Below are 17,915 nucleotides of genomic sequence, written 5' to 3'. Positions count from 1 at the left end.
GGGGCGCCCCCGTCAGCGGATCGTGGCCCTCCTGAGATGCTCCGCCGTGCTGGAGCCGCGGGCCGCGAGCAGGGCGCGCGGGGCGCCTTCGAAGATCACCCGGCCGCCGTCCCGCCCCCCGTCGGGGCCGAGGTCGACGACCCAGTCGGCGTGCGCCACCACGTCCAGGTTGTGCTCCACGACCACGACCGTGTTGCCGGTGTCGACCAGCCGGTCCAGCAGGGCGAGCAGAGCCTCGACGTCCGACATGTGCAGACCGGTGGTCGGCTCGTCCAGGACGTACACGGCGCCGGTGCGGTGCAGCCGGGTCGCCAGCTTGATCCTCTGCCGCTCGCCGCCGGAGAGGGTGGACAGCGGCTGCCCGAGCGTGAGGTAGGTGAGGCCGACGTCGCGCAGGGCTCGCAGCCGGCGTCGTACGCCCGCGTCGGCGAAGAAGTCCAGGGCCCGGCCGGCGGTCATCGCCAGCACGTCGGCGACGGAGTGGCCGTCGACCGTCAGCCGCAGCACCTCCTCCCGGAAGCGCCGCCCCTCGCAGTCGTGGCAGGTGGTCGTCACCGGGTCCATGAAGGCGAGGTCGGTGTGGATGATCCCGCGCCCCTCGCAGGTGCCGCACGCCCCCGCCGAGTTGAAGCTGAAGAACCCCGGCTCGGCACCCGTCTCCCGCGCGAAGATCTTCCGCACCGTGTCCATGATCCCGAGGTACGTCGCCGGGGTCGAGCGCGCCGAGATGCCGATGGCCGACTGGTCGACGACCACGGCGTCCGGGTGCGCGGCGGTCAGCTCCGCGACCAGCGTGCTCTTGCCCGACCCGGCGACCCCGGTGACCGCGGTGAGCACCCCGGTCGGGAACGCCACCGTCACGTCCCGCAGGTTGTGGCGGCCGGCGCCCTTCACCCACAGCTCCCCGGCCGCCGTCCGCACGGTCTCCTTCACCGCCGTACGGCGCCCCAGGCACCGCCCGGTGAGCGTGTCCGACGCGGCCAGCCCGCCCGGCGTCCCCTCGAACACCACCCGGCCGCCGTCGGCACCGGCCCGCGGACCCATGTCGACGACGTGGTCCGCCAGCGCGATGACGTCCGGGTCGTGCTCCACCACCAGCACGGTGTTGCCCTTGTCGCGCAGCCGCAGCAGCAGGTCGCCGAGGCGCCCGACGTCACGCGGGTGCAGCCCGACGCTGGGCTCGTCGAAGATGTACGTCATCCCGGTCAGGCTGGAGCCGAGGTGCCGCACGGTCTTCAGCCGCTGCCCCTCGCCGCCCGACAGGGTGGAGGTCTCCCGGTCCAGGCTGAGATAGCCGAGGCCGATCGCCTCGATCCGCTCCAGCGCGGCCACCGCGGCGGCGGCGACCGGCCGGGCCACCGGGTCGTCCATCTCCCTCAGTACGGCGATCAGGTCGGTGACCTGCATGGCGGAGCAGTCCGCGATGGAGCGCCCGTCGATCCGGGTCGCGAGCGCCGCCGCGTTCAGCCGGGCCCCGCCGCACTCGGGACAGCGGCCCTCGGCCAGGAAGCCGCGCACCAGGTCCCGGGTCTTCTCGCTCATGCCCGACAGGTCCCGCTTGAGGTACAGCCGCTCGAACCGGTCCGCCAGCCCCTCGTAGTCGGTGCTCCACGTCCCGCCCGAGCCGTTGACGGTGACCTTGCTGCCGGGCCGGCCGCGCATCAGGAACGCGCGCTCGGCGTCCGTGAAGTCGCCGACCGGCTTGTCCGTGTCCAGCTCCCGCGTGTTGGTGTACGCCTGCCCCTGCCAGGTCCCGGCCGCGAACGGCGGGAAGCGGACCGCCCCGCCGGCCAGCGACCTGGCCGGGTCGAGGATCCGGTCCCAGTCGGGCTGCACCCTGCGGCCCAGGCCGTCGCAGCCGGGGCACATGCCCGACGGGTCGTTGAACGAGTACGCCGTCGCCCCTCCGGCACCGGGCGTGCCGTGCCGGGAGAACAGCACCCGCAGCACCGAGTGGATGTCGGTCATGGTGCCGACCGTGGAGCGGGAGTGGCCGCCGATGGGCCGCTGGTCGACGACGATCGCGGGGGTCAGGTCCTCCAGGGCGTCCGCGTGCGGCCGCTCGTACTTCGGCAGCCGGTTGCGCACGAACCAGGTGAACGTCTCGTTCAGCTGGCGCTGCGACTCCACCGCGATCGTGTCGAACACGACCGACGACTTGCCCGACCCCGAAACGCCGGTGAACACGGTCAGCCGGCCCTTCGGGATGCGCACGGTGACGTCCTGGAGGTTGTTCTCCCTGGCTCCGGTGATGCTGATGAACTCGCTCATACCGGGGACGCTAGGCGGGATACCCGACAGCTTCTGGCGTGATTTCCCTCAGCTCTCCCTCCTCCAGCAGCAGGATGCGGGTGATGCCGAGCGACTGAAGGAACGGCATGTCGTGGCTGGCCACGATCAGCGCCCCCTCGTACGACTCCAGCGCCGTGGTGAGCTGCCGCACGCTGGCCATGTCCAGGTTGTTCGTCGGCTCGTCCAGCATCAGCAGCTGCGGTGCGGGCTCGGCCAGCATCAGCGCGGCCAGCGTTGCCCGGAAACGTTCGCCGCCGGACAGCGTCTCCGCCTTCTGGTCGGCCCGGGCACCCCGGAACAGGAAGCGCGCCAGCCGGGCCCTGACCCGGTTGTTGGTGGCGCCCGGCGCGAACCGGGCCACGTTCTCCGCGACGCTCAGCCCGTCGTCGAGGACGTCGAGGCGCTGCGGCAGGAACCGCAGCGGCACGTGTGCCGTCGCCTCGCCCGACACCGGCTCCAGTTCCCCGGCGACGGTGCGCAGCAGCGTGGTCTTGCCCGCGCCGTTGCGCCCGATCAGCGCGATCCGTTCGGGACCGTGCAGATCGAGACCGCCTGTCACCCGGGTGCCGTACATCAGCTCCAGGTTCCGCAGCGTGAGCACGGACCGGCCCGGCGGCACGGCCGTGTACGGCAGGTCGACGCGGATCTCGGCGTCGTCCCGCACGGCCTCCGCCGCCTCGTCGAGCCGCTCCTTCGCCTCGGCGAGCTTCTCCTCGTGCATGACGCGGTACTTGCCGGCGGATTCCTGGGCGGTGCGTGCGCGCAGCTTCATCACCGCCCGGGGCTCGCGCTTGGTGTCGTACATCTTCTGCCCGTACCGCCTGCGCCGGGCCAGGACGACCTGGGCGTCGGCCAGTTCGCGCTTCTGCTTGCGCAGATCCGCCTCGGCCACCCGCATCATCCGCTCGGCGGCCTCCTGTTCCACGGCCAGCGCCTCCTCGTACGCCGAGAGGTTCCCGCCGTACCAGGTGATGGAGCCGGCACGCAGGTCGGCGATCTGGTCGACCAGTTCCAGCAGCTCGCGGTCGTGGCTGACCACGACCATCATGCCCGGCCAGGAGGCGACGGCCGCGTACAGCCGCCTGCGCGCGTACACGTCGAGGTTGTTGGTGGGCTCGTCCAGGAGCAGGACGTCGGGCCGGCGCAGCAGCAGCGCGGCCAGGCGCAGCAGCACCGACTCGCCGCCCGAGACCTCGCCCACGGTGCGGTCGAGCCCGATGTGACCGAGGCCCAGTTCGCCGAGCGTGGCCAGCGCACGCTCCTCGACGTCCCAGTCGTCGCCGACGGTCTCGAAGTGCTCCTCGGCCACGTCACCCGCCTCGATGGCGTGCAGCGCGGCCCGCCGTACGTCGATGCCGAGCGCCTCGTCGACGCGCAGCGTGGTGTCGAGCGTGACGTTCTGCGGGAGGTAACCCACCTCGCCGGCCACGCGGACGGTGCCGTCGGCCGGGGTGAGCCGCCCGGCGATCAGCTTCAACAGGGTTGACTTGCCCGCTCCGTTGACACCGACCAGCCCGGTCCTGCCGGGTGCGAAGGAGGTGTCGAGGCCTTCGAAGACGGCGGTGCCGTCGGGCCAGGCGAAGGAGAGGGAGGTACAGGTGAGGGAAGTAGACATACGGGGTCTCCGCGGTTGCTCGAGGCGGTCAGGGGCAAACGCGTATCGAGACACCGGAAGCGGGCGGCCGACGTCGGACGAGGAAGGAGGGGTCCAGGGAGCGCTCGGGCATGAAAAAAGCCCTGCTCCGCAAGGACGGCTCGGACGCCGAGGTCGCACGCGGCGTACACACGTGAGATACGTGTGACGCGGTGTCTCAGGACCTCAGACGAGCAACGTCCTTCTCCAATCGGCGGCAACAGAAGCGATTCAGAATCTAAGAGAGACCGGATGGCCTGTCAACGCATTAACGCCGACGCGGCCCCGGTCTCACGGCCCCGAGGAGGCCCCGTGCCCAACGGCTCGCTCTCACTGCCGGCCCGGCTCTGCCTGCTGGCCTGGGACCCCGCGCGGTCCGGGGCCGCCGACACCGCCCGGGTCCACCACCTGGTGCGCGCCGGCGCGCTCACCGAACTGGCCCAGCACGGTCTGCTCATCGACGACGACGGCGTCGCCACCCCCGCCGACCTGGATTCCCGCACCGGGGACGCCGTCCTGGACGGGCTGCTGGAACTCGTCCGCGAGTCGCTGCCGCACCGGTGGCGCACATGGGTGCGGCTGCACGCCCGGGTGACCTTCGACGCCGTCCGGGAGCAGCTGGTGGCCGAGGGGTATCTGCGTGCCGAGAAGAGGCGCGTGCTCGGCGTGTTCCCGTCCGTGGAATACACGCTCGCGCGGGTCGCCGTGGCGCGGGCGCTCCGCGAGGAGACGCGGCGGGTCCTGGAGGGGCCGCTGCCGGCCGGGGAGGTCTCCGAGCGGGACGCGGCCGTGGCGGCGCTGGCGGCCGCGGCCGCACTGGGTGTCCCGGCGGGCGCGGGGAGCGGGGCGCGCGGGCGGGACCGGATCACGGAACTGACCGGGCGCTGCGGGGCGGCGGCGCCCGGGATGCGGAAGATCGTGGGCGAGGTGTGGGGCGCGGTGAGCGCCGAGACCGCGCAGGCCTCGGCGGCGTAGAGGTCAGTAGCTCCCGCGCAACAGCTCCGCAAGGTCGTGGTCCAGGTCCAGCTGGAGGTGCTCAAGACCCACGGGCACCAGCTCGCCGGTGGCCTCCAGGAACCGGCGCAGCTCGCCCGACCGCACATGGATCACGGCCGTGCCCTCGGGGGCGTGGAACTCCAGGACCGTGCGGTCGTACCCGTACGGGCGCACCCGAACGTCGCCGTGACCGTCCGGCTCCCGCATCCCGGAGATGAGCAGCTCGCGGGAGAAGGTCCAGCAGACCTCCACGCCCTCGAGGGTGGCCGGGGCGGGGAAGGTCATGCGGACGGCGAACGGGTCACCGCGGTCGTAGTGCAGGGTGGCGGGGATGTTCGGCATGCGCGGCGCGGCGGCGACAAGACGCGCCTCGACGGGTTGCTCGATGACGGTGGACAACGTCTTGCTCCCTCGTGACGGCTGGACGGGCTCATGGGTCGTGCGGGCCGGGCACTGGAAGAGACGACGGAATCAGCCAATCCGTGCACACGACGAGCGAGTGACCTCTGTCACCGCGTTCATGCACGGGAGTGACACGGCTCTCCTCGTGGGCCCCGTAAGGCACTTGTGGCGTTCGTGGCCACGCGCGCGTGGCGGTCGAGGTCCTCTGGACGGCGAACCATGGGTGGGCTAGCTTCGCCCGCCATGAGGCGCTTGGGAAGCATGCGACGCACGGTACGGCCCGTTCGAACCGGCGGCAGGCGCAGGGGACGGCCGGCGCTCGCGGTGGCCGTGTGCGCGGCCGCGCTGGCCGCGCTGACGGCGGCCACCCCCGCGCAGGCGCACCAGCGGCCGCACTGGGAGGTGAAGGACACCGGCACCGGAGTGTCCGACGTCCGCTTCCGGGGTCTCGCGGCCGTCAGCCGGCACACCGCCTGGGTGGCAGGCACGCGGGGCACCGTCCTGCGCACCACCGACGGCGGCGACACGTGGCGCGACGTCTCCCCACCGGGCGCCGGCGAGCTGGAGTTCCGGGACGTCGAGGCCTTCGACGCCCGCCGGGCCGTGGCCCTGGCCATCGGTGAGGGCGAGGCGTCCCGGGTCTACCGCACCGACGACGGCGGGGCGAGTTGGACCGAGTCCTTCCGCAACACCGACGCGCGGGCCTTCTACGACTGCCTCACCTTCTTCGACCGGCGGCACGGCCTCGCCATGAGCGACCCGGTGGACGGGAGGTTCCGCATCCTGTCGACCAGCGACGGCGGCCGCTCCTGGAAGGTGCTGCCCGACAAGGGGATGCCCGCCGCGCAGGACGGTGAGGCCGGGTTCGCGGCCAGTGGCCAGTGCCTGGTCTCCGCCGGGCCGCGGGACGTGTGGCTGGCCACCGGCGGCGCCGCACGCGCGCGTGTGCTGCACTCCGCCGACCGCGGGCTCACCTGGACGGCCACCGACTCCCCGATCCCGGCCGGCGACCCGGCCCGGGGCGTCTTCGCCCTCGCCTTCCGCGACCGCGCCCACGGCCTCGCCGTCGGCGGCGACTTCCGCCCCGACCAGGCCTCGCCGCGGGCGGCGGCCCGGACCGCCGACGCCGGCCGCACCTGGCGCCCCGCCGACCGGCCGCCCCCGGCCTACCGCTCCGGCGTCGCCTGGCTCCCGCACAGCCGCACCGCCGCCCTCGCCGTCGGCCCCACCGGCACCGACCTCACCACGGACGGCGGGCACACCTGGCGCACGGTCGACACCGGGTCGTACGACACCGTGGACTGCACCCCGGACCTGGGCTGTTGGGCCGCGGGCGAGCAGGGCCGGGTCGCCCGCCTGGAGCGCTGACGCCGCGCGGGGCAGGGTGTTTGTCCGTAACGTGGGTAACCGTTCGCTGAACGTGAGAGGAAGTGAGCGGACATGCCACGCGGTTCGAGCTCCAAACGGGAGCGGCAGTACGAGCACATCAAGGACAGCGCCGAGGAGCGGGGCGAGCGCACCGGCCGGGCCAAGGAGATCGCGGCCCGGACGGTGAACAAGGAACGCGCGCAGACCGGCGAGTCCAAGACCGCCAGCCGTACGTCGACGCAGGACATGTCGCCGGGCAAGCGCGGCGGCCGGCGGTCCGGGAAGCGGCAGGGGCCCCAGGGGCCCACCTACGACCAGCTCTACCAGGAGGCCAAGCGCCGTGACGTCCACGGCCGTTCGAGCATGAACAAGGGCGAGCTCCAGCGGGCCCTCGGCAAGTGAGCCCGACGGCTCCTAGCCGAGCGTCTCGCGGTACCCCTCCAGTGCCGGTGCCGTCTTCGTGGCGACGAACTCGGTGACGCGGTACGCGCACACGCCGGCCCTGACGAACGGGTCGCCCGCGGTGATCTCCTCGATCCGCGCACGGTCCTGCGCGACGGCGACGATCACCCCGCCGTCGCGGGGCTCCTTGCGCCCGGACGCCAGGAACACGCCCTGCTCGTACAGCTCGTCCAGCCAGACCACGTGGTCCGCCAGCACGGCGTCGACGGCTTCGAGCGGGGCGGTGTAGGACAGCTCCAGTACGAACATGATCGTGAGCCTACTCCGGGGCTACGAGGCTCCCGGGCTCCCGTAGGCTTGCGGCCACGATGACGACCGTGACCGTGCAGATCCCCGCCGGCTGGCCCGCGACCGAGGAGCGGGCCCTCGCCGTCCAGGACGAACTGCGCGCACGCGTGGTGCTCGACGAGCCCGGCCCGCCGCCCGGCACCGGCCGGGTGACCGGCGTGGACGTCGCCTACGACGACGAACGCGACGTCGTCGCGGCGGCGGCCGTCGTGCTGGACGCCGCGACCCTCGCCGTCGTCGCCGAGGCCACGGCCGTCGGGCGGATCTCCTTCCCCTACGTGCCCGGCCTGCTCGCCTTCCGGGAGGTCCCGACCGTCCTCGCCGCCCTGGAGGCGCTGCCCTGCGCGCCCGGCCTGGTCGTCTGCGACGGCTACGGCCTGGCCCACCCGCGCCGCTTCGGCCTCGCGAGCCATCTGGGCGTCCTCACCGGACTGCCCACGATCGGCGTCGCCAAGAACCCGTTCACCTTCACGTACGACGACCCGGGCGCCCCGCGCGGCAGCACGTCCCCGCTGCTCGCCGGCGCCGAGGAGGTCGGGCGCGCGGTCCGTACCCGCGACGCCGTCAAGCCGGTCTTCGTCTCCGTCGGGCACCGGGTGAGCCTCGACAACGCCTGCGCCCAGACGCTGGCCCTGGCCCCTGCCTACCGGCTGCCGGAGACCACCCGCAGGGCCGACGCCCTGTGCCGCGCGGCCCTGCGGGCGGCCACCGCCTACTCGGCCTGACCCTCGACGCTCCAGCGGCCCACCTCCTGGTACGCCGAGTCGTAGATCGCCGAACCGTCGCCGGGCCGCATCTCGTAGTGCTTCAGGTTGCCGCCCCAGTACCGCAGGATCCGTTGCAGCTCGCCCGTGGGGTCCTCGGCGAGCGCGCCCTCGTCCATGGTGACTTCGAGAAGGAACTTCATACCTTCAAGGGTTTCATTGAAGTCCTTCTTGGCACTTCGCCGTGCGGTGCTCCCGGTGGTGCCGAGAGAGGGGCGCGCAAGCCTCAAATCGCGGTGCGGGCGGCAGCCGAGGTGCGGGCACTCGGATGATCTGAGTATCCGTACGGATGTGCCGTCGCCCGGGCCACCGGCAGGCTGAGGGGCATGACGACACACCGCGCACCCGAGTACCCCGCCCAGCCGGCCCGGCCCGTCGAGCGGGCGGTGGTCGCGGGACTGGTGCTGGCGGTGGGCGCGGGGGTGGCCTGGATCGGCGGGATGATCTACACGATCGCCGGGTGGTCGGGGTAGGGCCCGCCGGCCGGACCGGCCCCCGGACCTGCCCCCGGACCTGCCCCCGGGGGTTCCGTCCGCACAGGTCCGCGCTGCATGATGGCGCACCGGCGCCGCGTGAGGGGCGCCGGACAGCCGACGCCGATACGCGCCGATCCGCGCCGATACGAAAGGCCCCGCGTGCCCAGCAAGAAGGCCCTCGTCCGCCGCCCCAGTCCCCGGCTCGCCGAAGGGCTGGTGACGCACATCGAACGGGAGAAGGTCGATCACGACCTGGCGGTCGAGCAGTGGGACGCCTACGTCGAGGCGCTGGGGGCGCACGGCTGGGAGACGCTGGAGGTGGACCCGGCCGACGACTGCCCGGACTCGGTCTTCGTCGAGGACACGGTCGTCCTGTTCCGGAACGTCGCGCTGATCACGCGGCCCGGCGCCGAGTCGCGGCGCGCGGAGACGGCCGGCGTCGAGGAGGCCGTGGCCCGGCTCGGCTGCTCGGTCAACTGGGTCTGGGAGCCGGGCACCCTGGACGGCGGCGACGTCCTGAAGATCGGCGACACGATCTACGTGGGACGCGGCGGGCGCACCAACGCGGCCGGCGTCCAGCAGCTGCGGGCGGCGTTCGAGCCGCTGGGCGCCCGGGTCGTGGCGGTGCCCGTGAGCAAGGTGCTGCACCTGAAGTCGGCGGTCACCGCGCTGCCGGACGGGACGGTGATCGGGCACATCCCGATGACGGACGTGCCGTCGCTGTTCCCGCGGTTCCTGCCGGTGCCCGAGGAGTCGGGGGCACACGTGGTGCTGCTCGGCGGCGGCAGGCTGCTGATGGCGGCCAGTGCGCCCAAGACGGCGGAGCTGCTCGCCGACCTCGGCCACGAGCCGGTGGTCGTCGACATCGGCGAGTTCGAGAAGCTCGAGGGCTGTGTGACGTGCCTCTCGGTCCGGCTGCGCGAGTTGTACGCCTGAGTCCTGACGCGCGGCACCCCCGCGGCCGCGGGACCTGCGACTCTCGGGGCATTCCCGGGCCCCGCCGAACGGCTGCTGATCAGCGACCTTTACAGTGCGTTTAACCTACGGTCTCGTAACCTACGGTTTCGTAGCCTACGATCCCGTAGGTTCCCGGCACCGCTCGCCGGCCACTCCGCACTGTCGCACGTCCCCCTGGAGTTCTTCGTGACGATCGTCTCCCCGCACCTCGGCACTTCCGCAGAATGGACCGACGCCCGGCTGCTGTACGCGCTGGAGGAAGTGGTCGAGCAGGAACTCAACCGGCATCTGAAGGTCGCCAAGGACTGGATGCCGCACGAGTACGTGCCGTGGACCGACGGACGGAACTTCCCGGGGATCTTCGAGGACGGCGAGGCCTGGGAGAAGGACCAGTCCAAGGTCACCGAGATCGGCCGCATCGCCCTCGTGGTGAACCTCCTGACGGAGGACAACCTCCCCAGCTACCACCACGAGATCGCCAGCCTCTTCGGCCGCGACGGCGCCTGGGGCACCTGGGTGCACCGCTGGACCGCCGAGGAGGGCCGGCACGGCATCGTCATGCGCGACTACCTGCTCGCCTCGCGCGCGGTCGACCCGGACAAGCTGGAGCAGTTCCGCATGGCCCACATGAGCGAGGGCTTCGAGTCGGACAACCGGCACTCGATGCTGCACTCGGTGGCCTACGTGGCCTTCCAGGAGCTGGCCACCCGCATCTCGCACCGCAACACGGGCCACCAGTCCGGAGACCCGGTCTGCGACCGCATGCTGGCCCGCATCGCGACCGACGAGAACCTGCACATGGTCTTCTACCGGAACCTCCTCAAGGCGGCCTTCGAGCTGGCGCCCGACCTGACGATGCAGGCGGTGCGGGACGTGGTCGTGAACTTCCGGATGCCCGGTCACGGCATGCCCGGCTTCGAGCGGGCCGCCGCGCAGATGGCGATCGGCGAGGTCTACAACCTGCGCATCCACCACGACGACGTGATCCAGCCCGTGCTCCGCTTCCTGAAGATCATGGAGATCGACGGGCTCGGTCCCGACGGGCAGGCGGCCCAGGAGGAACTGGGCCTCTACATGGGCGGCCTCGACGCCGAGGCCGCGAAGTTCGACGAGAAGCTCGCGGCGCGCAAGGCCCGGATGGCGGCCCGGAAGGCGGGCTGACCGCACCCTCCCGCGCAGCCGTCACCCGGGACCGCCGTCACTCGTAGACCGTCGTCTCCTCCAGTGCCGCGTCGCGCACGTCGGGGACCGGATGGCGGCGCAGGGCGCGCAGCAGTGCGCGCCACGGCGCGGGCCAGTCCTCGCGGCCGCCGACCGCGCCGGTGACGGCGACGGCCATGAGTCCCTGGGCATGGCCTCCGTGCCCGGCCAGGGCCGTGGCCTCGGCGAGCAGCACCGCGGCGTCGCCCGGCAGCTCCCGAGTCTGCAGGCGCCCGCCGACCTCGTCGGCGATCCGCGCGGCGAGTGCCGGGCGGTCGGGTCCGGCCAGGGCGGTCACCCGGTCCAGGCGCGGCGGCAGGGCGGTCAGGTCGACGTGGTGCGCCGCGAGCACGGCGACCTGCGCCACGTGGGCGTCGTAGGCGGAGAGCAGCTCGGCGGCGGCGAGCGCGGCCGGGCGGACGGCCGCCTCGGAGCCCGGGCCGCTCGACGCGAGTCCGGCGACGAGGTACTCGACGCGCCGGCGGGCCGGCCGGTCCCGCCGCTCCCCCGCGTCGCTGTCCTCGTCGGCCTCCGCCCCGGCCAGCGCGTGCAGGGCGTCCAGCAGCCCGGCCAGGCCCTCCGGCGCGCTCGACGCCACGCTGATCAGGGCGTTGGCCGCCGCGTGCCAGGTCCCCCGGTTCGTGAGGTCCGTGACGGCCCCGGCCAGCACCCCGGCCTCCTCGGCCGACCAGGGGATCCAGTGGGCCAGGGCGTGGAAGGCGAGGAGCGCGGTGGCGGGGTCGTCGGTGACGGCGACGTCGCGCACCAGGCGGGCGTACCGGCCGCGGTGGACCTCGGGCAGGTTCTGCGGCACCGCCCGCAGCAGGGCCGCCCGCAGGACCGGCGCGCCGTGTGCCGCGTCGTGCAGCAGTTCCCAGGTCTCCTCCCGTGCGAGCAGCCCGTCGGCGAAGGCGACACAGGCGGCGCGTACGTCCGGGTGGGTTCCCGGGCGGGCGTAGACCTCGCTGATCAGGGCCGCGGCGTCCGGCACGGGGAGGCGGACCGCCGCCAGCCGGACCGCTTCCTTACGGCTGGTCACCTTGGCGTCCGGCGCCCGCAGGACCTCCCGCAGCAGCCCGGCCAGGCTCGACGGGCGGGCCTGCCGGGACGCCTGGGTGACCGCGTACACGGCGACGCGGGCCCGGTCGCCGCCGGCGTGCGCCAGCAGCTCGGGCAGCGCGTCCGCGGCCTCGTCGGTGCGGGCCAGGGCGGCGAGCGCGGCCTCGGCGAGGACGACGTCCGCCGATCCGGTCCAGCGGCGCAGGAGGTCGGCACCGCCGTCGGGCACGGCGGCGGCCCACGTGAGGGCGCTCGCCCGCGCGTACAGTGGCAGCCCGGCGTCGGCGGCCAGGGCGGCGTACCGGCGCAGCAGCGCGGACTGCTGCCGCGGCACCCACCGGCTCACCTCGTGCGCGGCCACCGGTACGGACCAGGGGGTGCCCTTGGTCAGGAAGCGGCCGTACGGCGGCGCCTCGGCGAGCAGCGGGTCGAGCAGGTCGGTGCGGCGCCGGACGACCACCGCGCGCACCGGCGCCAGCGCGGCCGCCGACGGTTCGTGCGCGAGGACGCGGGCGGCGCGTTCGTCGCGGGTGGCGGACGGTTCGAGCCACAGGCCGATCGCGGTGCGGGCGGTGGTGTCGTTGCCGTACCGGACGGCCTGCCACAGCAGGTCCTGGAGTTCCGGCATCCCGGCGGCGCGGGGGCCCACCGCGCGGGCGAGCGCGAAGACGAGTCCGTAGTCGGCCTTCTCGGCGCCCGCCTCGATCCACGGGCGCAACGCCTCGTACACCTGGTGCTCCTGGCCGCGCCGCAGGGTGCGGTCGAGGCGGCCGAGGTCGGCGCCGCCGGTGGTGCCGGATATCCGGACGAGGGTGCGCAGGGCCCAGTTCACCAGCGTGCGCGTGCCGCCCGCCGCGTGCTCGCGCAGCACGGCGAGGGCGAGTTCGCCGAGCAGCCGGCGGGTGCCGGGTGAGGAGTCGCGGGCCTCGACGGCGTCGGTGGCGAGCCGGTCCAGGTGCTCGGCGGCGTCCTCGGTGAACAGGGCGGCCGGGACGGCGCGCGCCACCCGCAGCGCGGCGGAGCGCACCGGGTCCTGTTCGTTGCGCAGCCGCGCCATGTCCTTCAGTACGACGGTGACGGCGGCCGGGTCGCCGGAGCGCGCGGCGTTGTTGATCAGCAGGGGCCAGGCCCAGGCGCGATCGTCGGCGTCCGGACGCCCGGTGGCGGTCAGCAGCCGGTCGTGGACCTCGGCCGCCGGGAGGAAGGACTCGGCGACGAGGACCGTGTTCTCGCCGGCACCGGCCTCACGCGCGCGGGCGGCCGCCTCCCGGGCCTCGCGCGCGGCGTGGCGGCGCGGCAGCACCTCCAGCAGCTGCTCGTCGACGTCGGCCGTGCCGGGTCCCCGCCCTTCGCGCACGGCCGTCCACAGGTCGTGGCGCCGGGCGGGCGGGAGCGCTTTCAGCAGCTTGGGAAAATCGCCGTGGGGCAGCAGGACGCGGGCGTAGGCGACGAGTTCGGGCGAGTCCGTGCGGGTCAGCCGGTACAGCACGGTGCGTCCCAGCCGGTGGACGCCGACGACGGGGGCCCAGGCAGGTGTGGGCAGCAGCCGCAGCACGCGCCGCGGGTCGGCGGCGGCGAACGCCGGGAGGTGAGCGCGCAGTGCGTACGGCAGGCGGCTCGGTCCCCGCTCCGCCAGCATCGCCAGCACCCGCGCGGGCTCGGCGGACGCGAGCGTGGCCACCGCGGGCGCGTACCGGCCCCACCAGATGTCGCGCAGGGCCTCGGGCTGCGCGGTCAGTTCGGCCTCCAGCACGGCGAACAGCGCCGCGTGGTGGCGCTTGGCCAGCGGGCTCCAGGCCCGGACGGCGTACAGCAGGCCGGGCAGCAGCCGGGCGACCGTCGGCGCGGTGCAGCCCGGCAGCAGACGGGTCGCCTCGGTGTCGCCCCAGTCGCGGCGCAGACCGTCGACCAGCCGGTCGGCGAGGGCGGTGCGCCCGCCGGCCACGACGGCGCGCAGCAGGCCCCGGCGGACCGCCTCGGGGGCGTCGGCGAGCCCCGCCTCGAAGGCCGCGTCCGGCACACCCAGGCTGTCGGCGACGCGCAGGGCGTGACCGCGCACGTACGGGTCGGGGTCGGCAATCCGGTCCGCGATCCACCCGGTGTCGCCCGCGGCGGACGCGGCGACGACGGCGAGCCGGCGTCCGTGGCTGCCGTGGCGTTCGAGCTCGGCGAGCACGGGCCGCGGGTCGACCGACTCCCTTACCCGCGCCACGAGTTCCCGCATGCGCCGCGGGTGGGCGAGCGGATCGAGGGCGTGCAGCAGGCTCTCGGCCTCGTGCTGTGCGGCGGTTGGGGACATGCGGGGATTGTGCCTGCCGGGGCGGGTGCGGCACAGCGAATTACGGGTGCGGGCGGGCGTCCACGTCAGCGGCGGGGTGGGCGCCGTGACCAGCGGGGCGCACTCAGCGCGTCGCGCGCCGCAGGGCCAGCCGCTCCTTCTCCGACAGTCCGCCCCAGACGCCGAAGCGCTCGTCGTTGTTCAGCGCGAACTCCAGGCAGGCCGAGCGGATCGGACACAGGCCGCAGATCCGCTTGGCGTCCCGTACGGAGCTGCCGGGCTCGGGGAAGAAGAAGTCTCCCCCGGTCTGTGCGCACAACGCCTCCTCCTGCCAGCTGAGGTCGGGCGTCTCGGTCATCTCGATGTACATGGACAGGAGCGTGCCCGGCGGCGAAAAACATTCGATCAACGCGGGATCAACGCCGCGCGTGCGGCACCCGCAGCCGATCAGATGGTCCTGCGCCGCGCACGGCGGCGCACGGCGGCGCGCGGAAGCGACGGCCAGTCGTCGGTGGAAGACTCGGCAGTGCAGGCAACGGGACCCTACCCGGGGCCCTTCCAAGGAGGGCGATCATGCTCACCACCCGTTTCGTCACCGGCGCTCCGAACTGGCTCGACGTCGGCACCTCCGACCTCGACGGCGCCACCTCCTTCTACGGCGGCCTCTTCGGCTGGCGGTTCCGGTCGGCGGGGCCGGAGACAGGCGGCTACGGCTTCTTCGAACTGGACGGCCGGATCGTGGCCGCAGGCATGCAAACCACCGAGGATCAGGGCCCGCCGTCCTGGACCGTCTACTTCCAGGTTCCGGACGCCGAGGGCGCCGCACAGGCCTCCGAGCAGGCCCACGGCGGTGTCCTCGTGCGGCCGATGGACGTCATGGACCAGGGCACCATGGCGATCCTCGCCGACCGGGCCGGGGTGCCGTTCGGCATCTGGCAGCCGGGGCGGCGCACCGGCCTGGACGCGGCCGGCGAGACGAACGCGCTGTGCTGGGTCGAGCTGCACACGGCCGACATCGCGGCCGCCGCCGCGTACTACCGGTCGGTGCTGGGCCTGGAGACCTCCGGAGTCTCCCTCCCCGGCGGCTCCTACACCTGCGTCAATCCGGCCGGCGAGGGCGAGGAGGCCATGTTCGGCGGCGTCGTCCCGCTCGCCGAGGACCCGGCGGACACGGAAGCCGGGTGGCTGCCGTACTTCGCGGTCGAGGACGCGGACGCCGCGGTCGCCCGGACCCGGGAGCTGGGCGGTGCGGTGCGGATGCCCGCGACGGACATCGAGGGGGTGGGCCGCGTCGCCGGCCTCGCCGACCCGTACGGCGCCCGGTTCGCGGTGCTCAGGCCGATGCCGCGTCAGGCGTAGGCCTCGGGGCGTCGGGGCGTCGGGGCGTCGGGGGCGTCCGGGGCGCAGGGGCCGTCCGGCGCCGGTGCTCACGCCGTCGCGCGGTGGACCAGGGTGGTCGGCAGGATCACGCCGGATGCGGTGCTTGCCGGGGCACCGGAGTCCTGGGAGGTCCGGGAGGCCCCGGAGGTCTCTGAGGTCTCTGCGGTCTCTGAGGTCTCGGGGCTGTCCTCCCGGCCGTCGGCGGCCGCGCCGCGGTCCAGGCCGCGCAGCAGCAGACGGGCCATCAGCCGGCCCATCTCCTCGATGTCCTGGCGGACGGTGGTCAGCGGCGGGTCGGTCTGCTCGGCGACGGGCAGCATGTCGTCGAAGCCCACCACGGCCACGTCGTCCGGCACCCGGCGTCCGCGCTCGCGCAGCACCCGCAGGGCGCCCGCCGCGGTGAGGTCGTTGGCCGCGAACACGGCGTCCAGGTCGGGGCACCGGTCGAGCAGTTCCCGCATCGCCCGCTCCCCGCCGCCCGAGGTGAAGTCCCCCCGCGCGATCAGCCCGGCGTCGGCGCCGGGCCGGACCTCGCGGAAGCCCGCGAGCCGGTCGGCGGCCGAGGTCTGGTCGAGCGGCCCGGTGATGTGCGCGATGCGGGTGCGGCCCAGCCCGGCCAGGTGGCGGACGGCGGCGCGGGCCCCGCCGCGGTTGTCGCTGTCCACGTAGACCACGTCGTCCCGGCCGTCCTCCCAGTCGGGGCGCCCGCCGAACACGGTCGGCACACCGGCGCTGCGCACCAGCCCGGGCAGCGGGTCGTGCAGGTGCAGGGAGAAGACGAGGGCGCCGTCGACGTGGCCACCGGCCAGGTAGCGGCCGACGCGCGCGTGGTCCTCACGGCCCTCGGTGAGCAGCAGGACGAGTTGACTGTCGTGGGCCGTCAGTTCCTTGCTGATGCCGCGCAGTTGCTGGGCGAAGTAGGGGTCCGCGAAGACCCGCGTCTCCGGTTCGGCGGCGACGACGGCGACCGCGTCGTGGCGCCGGGTCACCAGGGAGCGGGCGGCCTGGTTGGGCACGTAGCCGAGTTCCTCCACCGCGCGCCGGACTCGTTCGGCCAGCGCTTCCCGCACCCCGTGCGCCCCGTTGACCACGCGGGACACGGTGGCCCGTGAGACCCCGGCGCGTTCGGCCACGGCCTCGAGCGTGGGACGCGGCGCGGTCTCGGTCACGGGCGCTCCTCCTCGGCGGCTGCGGCTCAGGATAGCGGCAGGCCGTCGGGCGGCAGCGAGTGCTCCTCAGTGGTGGTGCGCGGTGTCCTCGCCGGCCGCCTCCCCGCTCCCCTCGGCCGCCGCGCCGTGCTCGTGCGGCTCGTACCCGGGGATCGTGCCGTCCGGCTTCTTCACCAGGAACAGTCCCACCATCCCCATGTCGGAGTGGCTCTGCACATGGCAGTGGTACATCCACGCCCCGGCGCCCACTCCCTCCCCCGCGACGATCTGGAAGCCGAAGGAGTCGGCCGGGCCGGTGATCTTGTTGTCGATCACCCGGGTCGGGTCGTCGGGGCCGGTGAGCATGCCGGTGCGGTTGTCCGCCCAGCGGTGACCGTGCATGTGGAAGGTGTGGTAGTACTCGCCGTGCGTGATCATGACGATCTCGACGCGGTCGCCCACGGTGGCCTCGAAGTCGGGGCCGGTGTGCGGCTTGCGGTTGTTGATGGTCATGTCGTTGAAGACGATCGTGTGGGTGGCGTCGGGCAGCACGTCGCCCTTGCGGCGCACGATCACCGGGCCGTACAGGCCGTTGCGGATGCCCCCGGTGCCGTGCTCGGTGCCGACTACGTGGTCGTGGTAGTGCCAGTAGCCCGCGCTGCCCGGCCGCCAGGTGCCGTCGTCGCGTCGGCCGGGTTTGTGGGTGCGCCAGGTGTAGGTGCGGGTGCCGCCCGGTTCGACGTCGCTCTTGTTCATCGCCGTGCCGTCGCTGGAGATCTCGTAGTCCAGGCCGTGGACGTGCAGGCTGGCCCGTACGTCCATCGTGTTCGTGAACTCGATGTGCAGCGTGTCGCCCTCGTTCAGCTCGATCAGCGGGCCCGGGACCGACGCCTTGCCCTTCTCGAAGCCGTAGCCCATCTGTCCGTCGGCCAGCTTCTCGGCGTACATCTTGAGGTGTCTCACCTCGCCCCCGGCCGGCGCCGTCTTGGCGGTGACTCCCTTGGCGGCGGCCGCGCCCGCGGTCTCCGGGGCGATGGACAACGATGTCGCGACGGCCGCGCCGCCCAGCAGTACGCGTCGGTTGAAGCCTCGCCTGTCCATGCCGAACTCCCCACGCCGATACGGAATTTGCGCAGACTCATGGCCTGATTGGCTGTGATGAACCTGTGGGACCGTACCGGTTGCCGCCGTGTTTATCCACACTCAGGACAA

17 protein-coding genes are annotated in these 17,915 nt (G+C 73.6%); 8 read left to right on the top strand and 9 right to left on the bottom strand.

Translation table 11 applies throughout. From position 1 onward, the window contains the following. Nucleotides 1–12 precede the first annotated feature (12 nt). Nucleotides 13–2,271: an ATP-binding cassette domain-containing protein gene (locus ACGH7X_RS33245; RefSeq protein WP_399892393.1), complete on the bottom strand. Its 2,259-nt coding sequence runs from the start codon at nucleotides 2,269–2,271 to the stop codon at nucleotides 13–15. A gap of 10 nt (nucleotides 2,272–2,281) precedes the next feature. Further along, a complete protein-coding gene (locus ACGH7X_RS33240) occupies nucleotides 2,282–3,907 on the bottom strand; it encodes an ABC-F family ATP-binding cassette domain-containing protein (RefSeq protein ID WP_399892390.1) in 1,626 nt (541 codons plus the stop codon). Nucleotides 3,908–4,237: 330 nt separating this feature from the next. Between ACGH7X_RS33240 and ACGH7X_RS33235 the strand changes: the two genes are divergently transcribed. Then, nucleotides 4,238–4,900, top strand: coding sequence for a GPP34 family phosphoprotein (locus tag ACGH7X_RS33235; protein ID WP_399892387.1), 663 nt, complete (start codon nucleotides 4,238–4,240; stop codon nucleotides 4,898–4,900). 3 nt (nucleotides 4,901–4,903) lie between these two features. Here the strand turns inward: ACGH7X_RS33235 and ACGH7X_RS33230 are convergent, their stop codons facing one another. Further along, nucleotides 4,904–5,320 (bottom strand): SsgA family sporulation/cell division regulator, encoded by a 417-nt coding sequence (locus ACGH7X_RS33230; protein WP_399892384.1) that lies wholly within the window; start codon nucleotides 5,318–5,320, stop codon nucleotides 4,904–4,906. 264 nt (nucleotides 5,321–5,584) lie between these two features. Between ACGH7X_RS33230 and ACGH7X_RS33225 the strand changes: the two genes are divergently transcribed. After that, complete coding sequence (locus ACGH7X_RS33225) at nucleotides 5,585–6,691, top strand: WD40/YVTN/BNR-like repeat-containing protein (protein WP_399892381.1); 1,107 nt, start codon at nucleotides 5,585–5,587, stop codon at nucleotides 6,689–6,691. A 72-nt stretch (nucleotides 6,692–6,763) separates the two neighbouring features. Beyond that, on the top strand, nucleotides 6,764–7,093 hold the full coding sequence (locus tag ACGH7X_RS33220; protein ID WP_399892378.1) for a plasmid stabilization protein: 330 nt from the start codon (nucleotides 6,764–6,766) through the stop codon (nucleotides 7,091–7,093). 12 nt (nucleotides 7,094–7,105) lie between these two features. Here the strand turns inward: ACGH7X_RS33220 and ACGH7X_RS33215 are convergent, their stop codons facing one another. Further along, nucleotides 7,106–7,402, bottom strand: coding sequence for a YciI family protein (locus ACGH7X_RS33215; protein WP_399892375.1), 297 nt, complete (start codon nucleotides 7,400–7,402; stop codon nucleotides 7,106–7,108). Nucleotides 7,403–7,461: 59 nt separating this feature from the next. Between ACGH7X_RS33215 and ACGH7X_RS33210 the strand changes: the two genes are divergently transcribed. Beyond that, the gene (locus ACGH7X_RS33210; RefSeq protein ID WP_399892372.1) at nucleotides 7,462–8,166 is read left to right on the top strand and encodes an endonuclease V; all 705 of its coding nucleotides are present in this window, start codon (nucleotides 7,462–7,464) and stop codon (nucleotides 8,164–8,166) included. Here ACGH7X_RS33210 and ACGH7X_RS33205 read toward each other — a convergent pair. Then, complete coding sequence (locus tag ACGH7X_RS33205) at nucleotides 8,154–8,348, bottom strand: hypothetical protein (RefSeq protein WP_399892369.1); 195 nt, start codon at nucleotides 8,346–8,348, stop codon at nucleotides 8,154–8,156. The two genes, ACGH7X_RS33210 and ACGH7X_RS33205, sit on opposite strands and share 13 nt — an antisense overlap. Before the next feature lie 183 nt (nucleotides 8,349–8,531). Between ACGH7X_RS33205 and mmpA the strand changes: the two genes are divergently transcribed. From mmpA to ACGH7X_RS33190, 3 genes are all read left to right on the top strand, one after another. Further along, nucleotides 8,532–8,678: a morphogenic membrane protein MmpA gene (gene mmpA / locus ACGH7X_RS33200; RefSeq protein WP_399892366.1), complete on the top strand. Its 147-nt coding sequence runs from the start codon at nucleotides 8,532–8,534 to the stop codon at nucleotides 8,676–8,678. Nucleotides 8,679–8,840: 162 nt separating this feature from the next. Further along, nucleotides 8,841–9,617, top strand: coding sequence for a dimethylargininase (ddaH, locus tag ACGH7X_RS33195; RefSeq protein ID WP_399892363.1), 777 nt, complete (start codon nucleotides 8,841–8,843; stop codon nucleotides 9,615–9,617). A gap of 207 nt (nucleotides 9,618–9,824) precedes the next feature. Further along, complete coding sequence (locus ACGH7X_RS33190; RefSeq protein WP_399892360.1) at nucleotides 9,825–10,799, top strand: acyl-ACP desaturase; 975 nt, start codon at nucleotides 9,825–9,827, stop codon at nucleotides 10,797–10,799. Between the two features lie 37 nt (nucleotides 10,800–10,836). Here ACGH7X_RS33190 and ACGH7X_RS33185 read toward each other — a convergent pair whose 3' ends face one another. Together ACGH7X_RS33185 and ACGH7X_RS33180 are read right to left on the bottom strand one after the other, a co-directional pair. After that, complete coding sequence (locus ACGH7X_RS33185; protein ID WP_399892357.1) at nucleotides 10,837–14,196, bottom strand: hypothetical protein; 3,360 nt, start codon at nucleotides 14,194–14,196, stop codon at nucleotides 10,837–10,839. Between the two features lie 103 nt (nucleotides 14,197–14,299). After that, nucleotides 14,300–14,545 carry a WhiB family transcriptional regulator gene (locus ACGH7X_RS33180; protein ID WP_399892354.1) on the bottom strand — a complete coding sequence of 82 codons (246 nt, stop codon included), beginning with the start codon at nucleotides 14,543–14,545 and terminating at the stop codon, nucleotides 14,300–14,302. A 203-nt stretch (nucleotides 14,546–14,748) separates the two neighbouring features. On the opposite strand from ACGH7X_RS33180, the gene ACGH7X_RS33175 reads away from it, so the two are divergent. Continuing rightward, the gene (locus ACGH7X_RS33175; protein WP_399892351.1) at nucleotides 14,749–15,534 is read left to right on the top strand and encodes a VOC family protein; all 786 of its coding nucleotides are present in this window, start codon (nucleotides 14,749–14,751) and stop codon (nucleotides 15,532–15,534) included. 68 nt (nucleotides 15,535–15,602) lie between these two features. Here the strand turns inward: ACGH7X_RS33175 and ACGH7X_RS33170 are convergent, their stop codons facing one another. Continuing rightward, nucleotides 15,603–16,724: a LacI family DNA-binding transcriptional regulator gene (locus ACGH7X_RS33170; protein ID WP_399892348.1), complete on the bottom strand. Its 1,122-nt coding sequence runs from the start codon at nucleotides 16,722–16,724 to the stop codon at nucleotides 15,603–15,605. A gap of 66 nt (nucleotides 16,725–16,790) precedes the next feature. Then, entirely contained in the window at nucleotides 16,791–17,804 is a 1,014-nt protein-coding gene (locus ACGH7X_RS33165) for a multicopper oxidase domain-containing protein (protein WP_399892345.1), read from the bottom strand. Between the last annotated feature and the right edge of the window lie 111 nt (nucleotides 17,805–17,915).

The sequence above is a fragment of the Streptomyces sp. BBFR51 genome (assembly GCF_044591655.1).
Taxonomy (GTDB): Bacteria; Actinomycetota; Actinomycetes; order Streptomycetales; family Streptomycetaceae; genus Streptomyces.
The sequence above is the reverse complement of the archived record's forward strand: the minus strand, read 5'-3'. Positions and strand labels throughout refer to the sequence as shown.

Excerpts from the sequence above, each read along its gene's own strand:
- ACGH7X_RS33245 (WP_399892393.1), bottom strand. The coding sequence starts at position 2,271 with ATGAGCGAGTTCATCAGCATCACCGGAGCCAGGGAGAACAACCTCCAG.
- ACGH7X_RS33240 (WP_399892390.1), bottom strand. The coding sequence starts at position 3,907 with ATGTCTACTTCCCTCACCTGTACCTCCCTCTCCTTCGCCTGGCCCGAC.
- ACGH7X_RS33225 (WP_399892381.1), top strand. The coding sequence starts at position 5,585 with ATGCGACGCACGGTACGGCCCGTTCGAACCGGCGGCAGGCGCAGGGGA.
- ACGH7X_RS33220 (WP_399892378.1), top strand. The coding sequence starts at position 6,764 with ATGCCACGCGGTTCGAGCTCCAAACGGGAGCGGCAGTACGAGCACATC.
- ACGH7X_RS33215 (WP_399892375.1), bottom strand. The coding sequence starts at position 7,402 with ATGTTCGTACTGGAGCTGTCCTACACCGCCCCGCTCGAAGCCGTCGAC.
- ACGH7X_RS33210 (WP_399892372.1), top strand. The coding sequence starts at position 7,462 with ATGACGACCGTGACCGTGCAGATCCCCGCCGGCTGGCCCGCGACCGAG.
- ACGH7X_RS33205 (WP_399892369.1), bottom strand. The coding sequence starts at position 8,348 with ATGAAGTTCCTTCTCGAAGTCACCATGGACGAGGGCGCGCTCGCCGAG.
- mmpA (WP_399892366.1), top strand. The coding sequence starts at position 8,532 with ATGACGACACACCGCGCACCCGAGTACCCCGCCCAGCCGGCCCGGCCC.
- ACGH7X_RS33185 (WP_399892357.1), bottom strand. The coding sequence starts at position 14,196 with ATGTCCCCAACCGCCGCACAGCACGAGGCCGAGAGCCTGCTGCACGCC.
- ACGH7X_RS33180 (WP_399892354.1), bottom strand. The coding sequence starts at position 14,545 with ATGTACATCGAGATGACCGAGACGCCCGACCTCAGCTGGCAGGAGGAG.
- ACGH7X_RS33175 (WP_399892351.1), top strand. The coding sequence starts at position 14,749 with ATGCTCACCACCCGTTTCGTCACCGGCGCTCCGAACTGGCTCGACGTC.
- ACGH7X_RS33165 (WP_399892345.1), bottom strand. The coding sequence starts at position 17,804 with ATGGACAGGCGAGGCTTCAACCGACGCGTACTGCTGGGCGGCGCGGCC.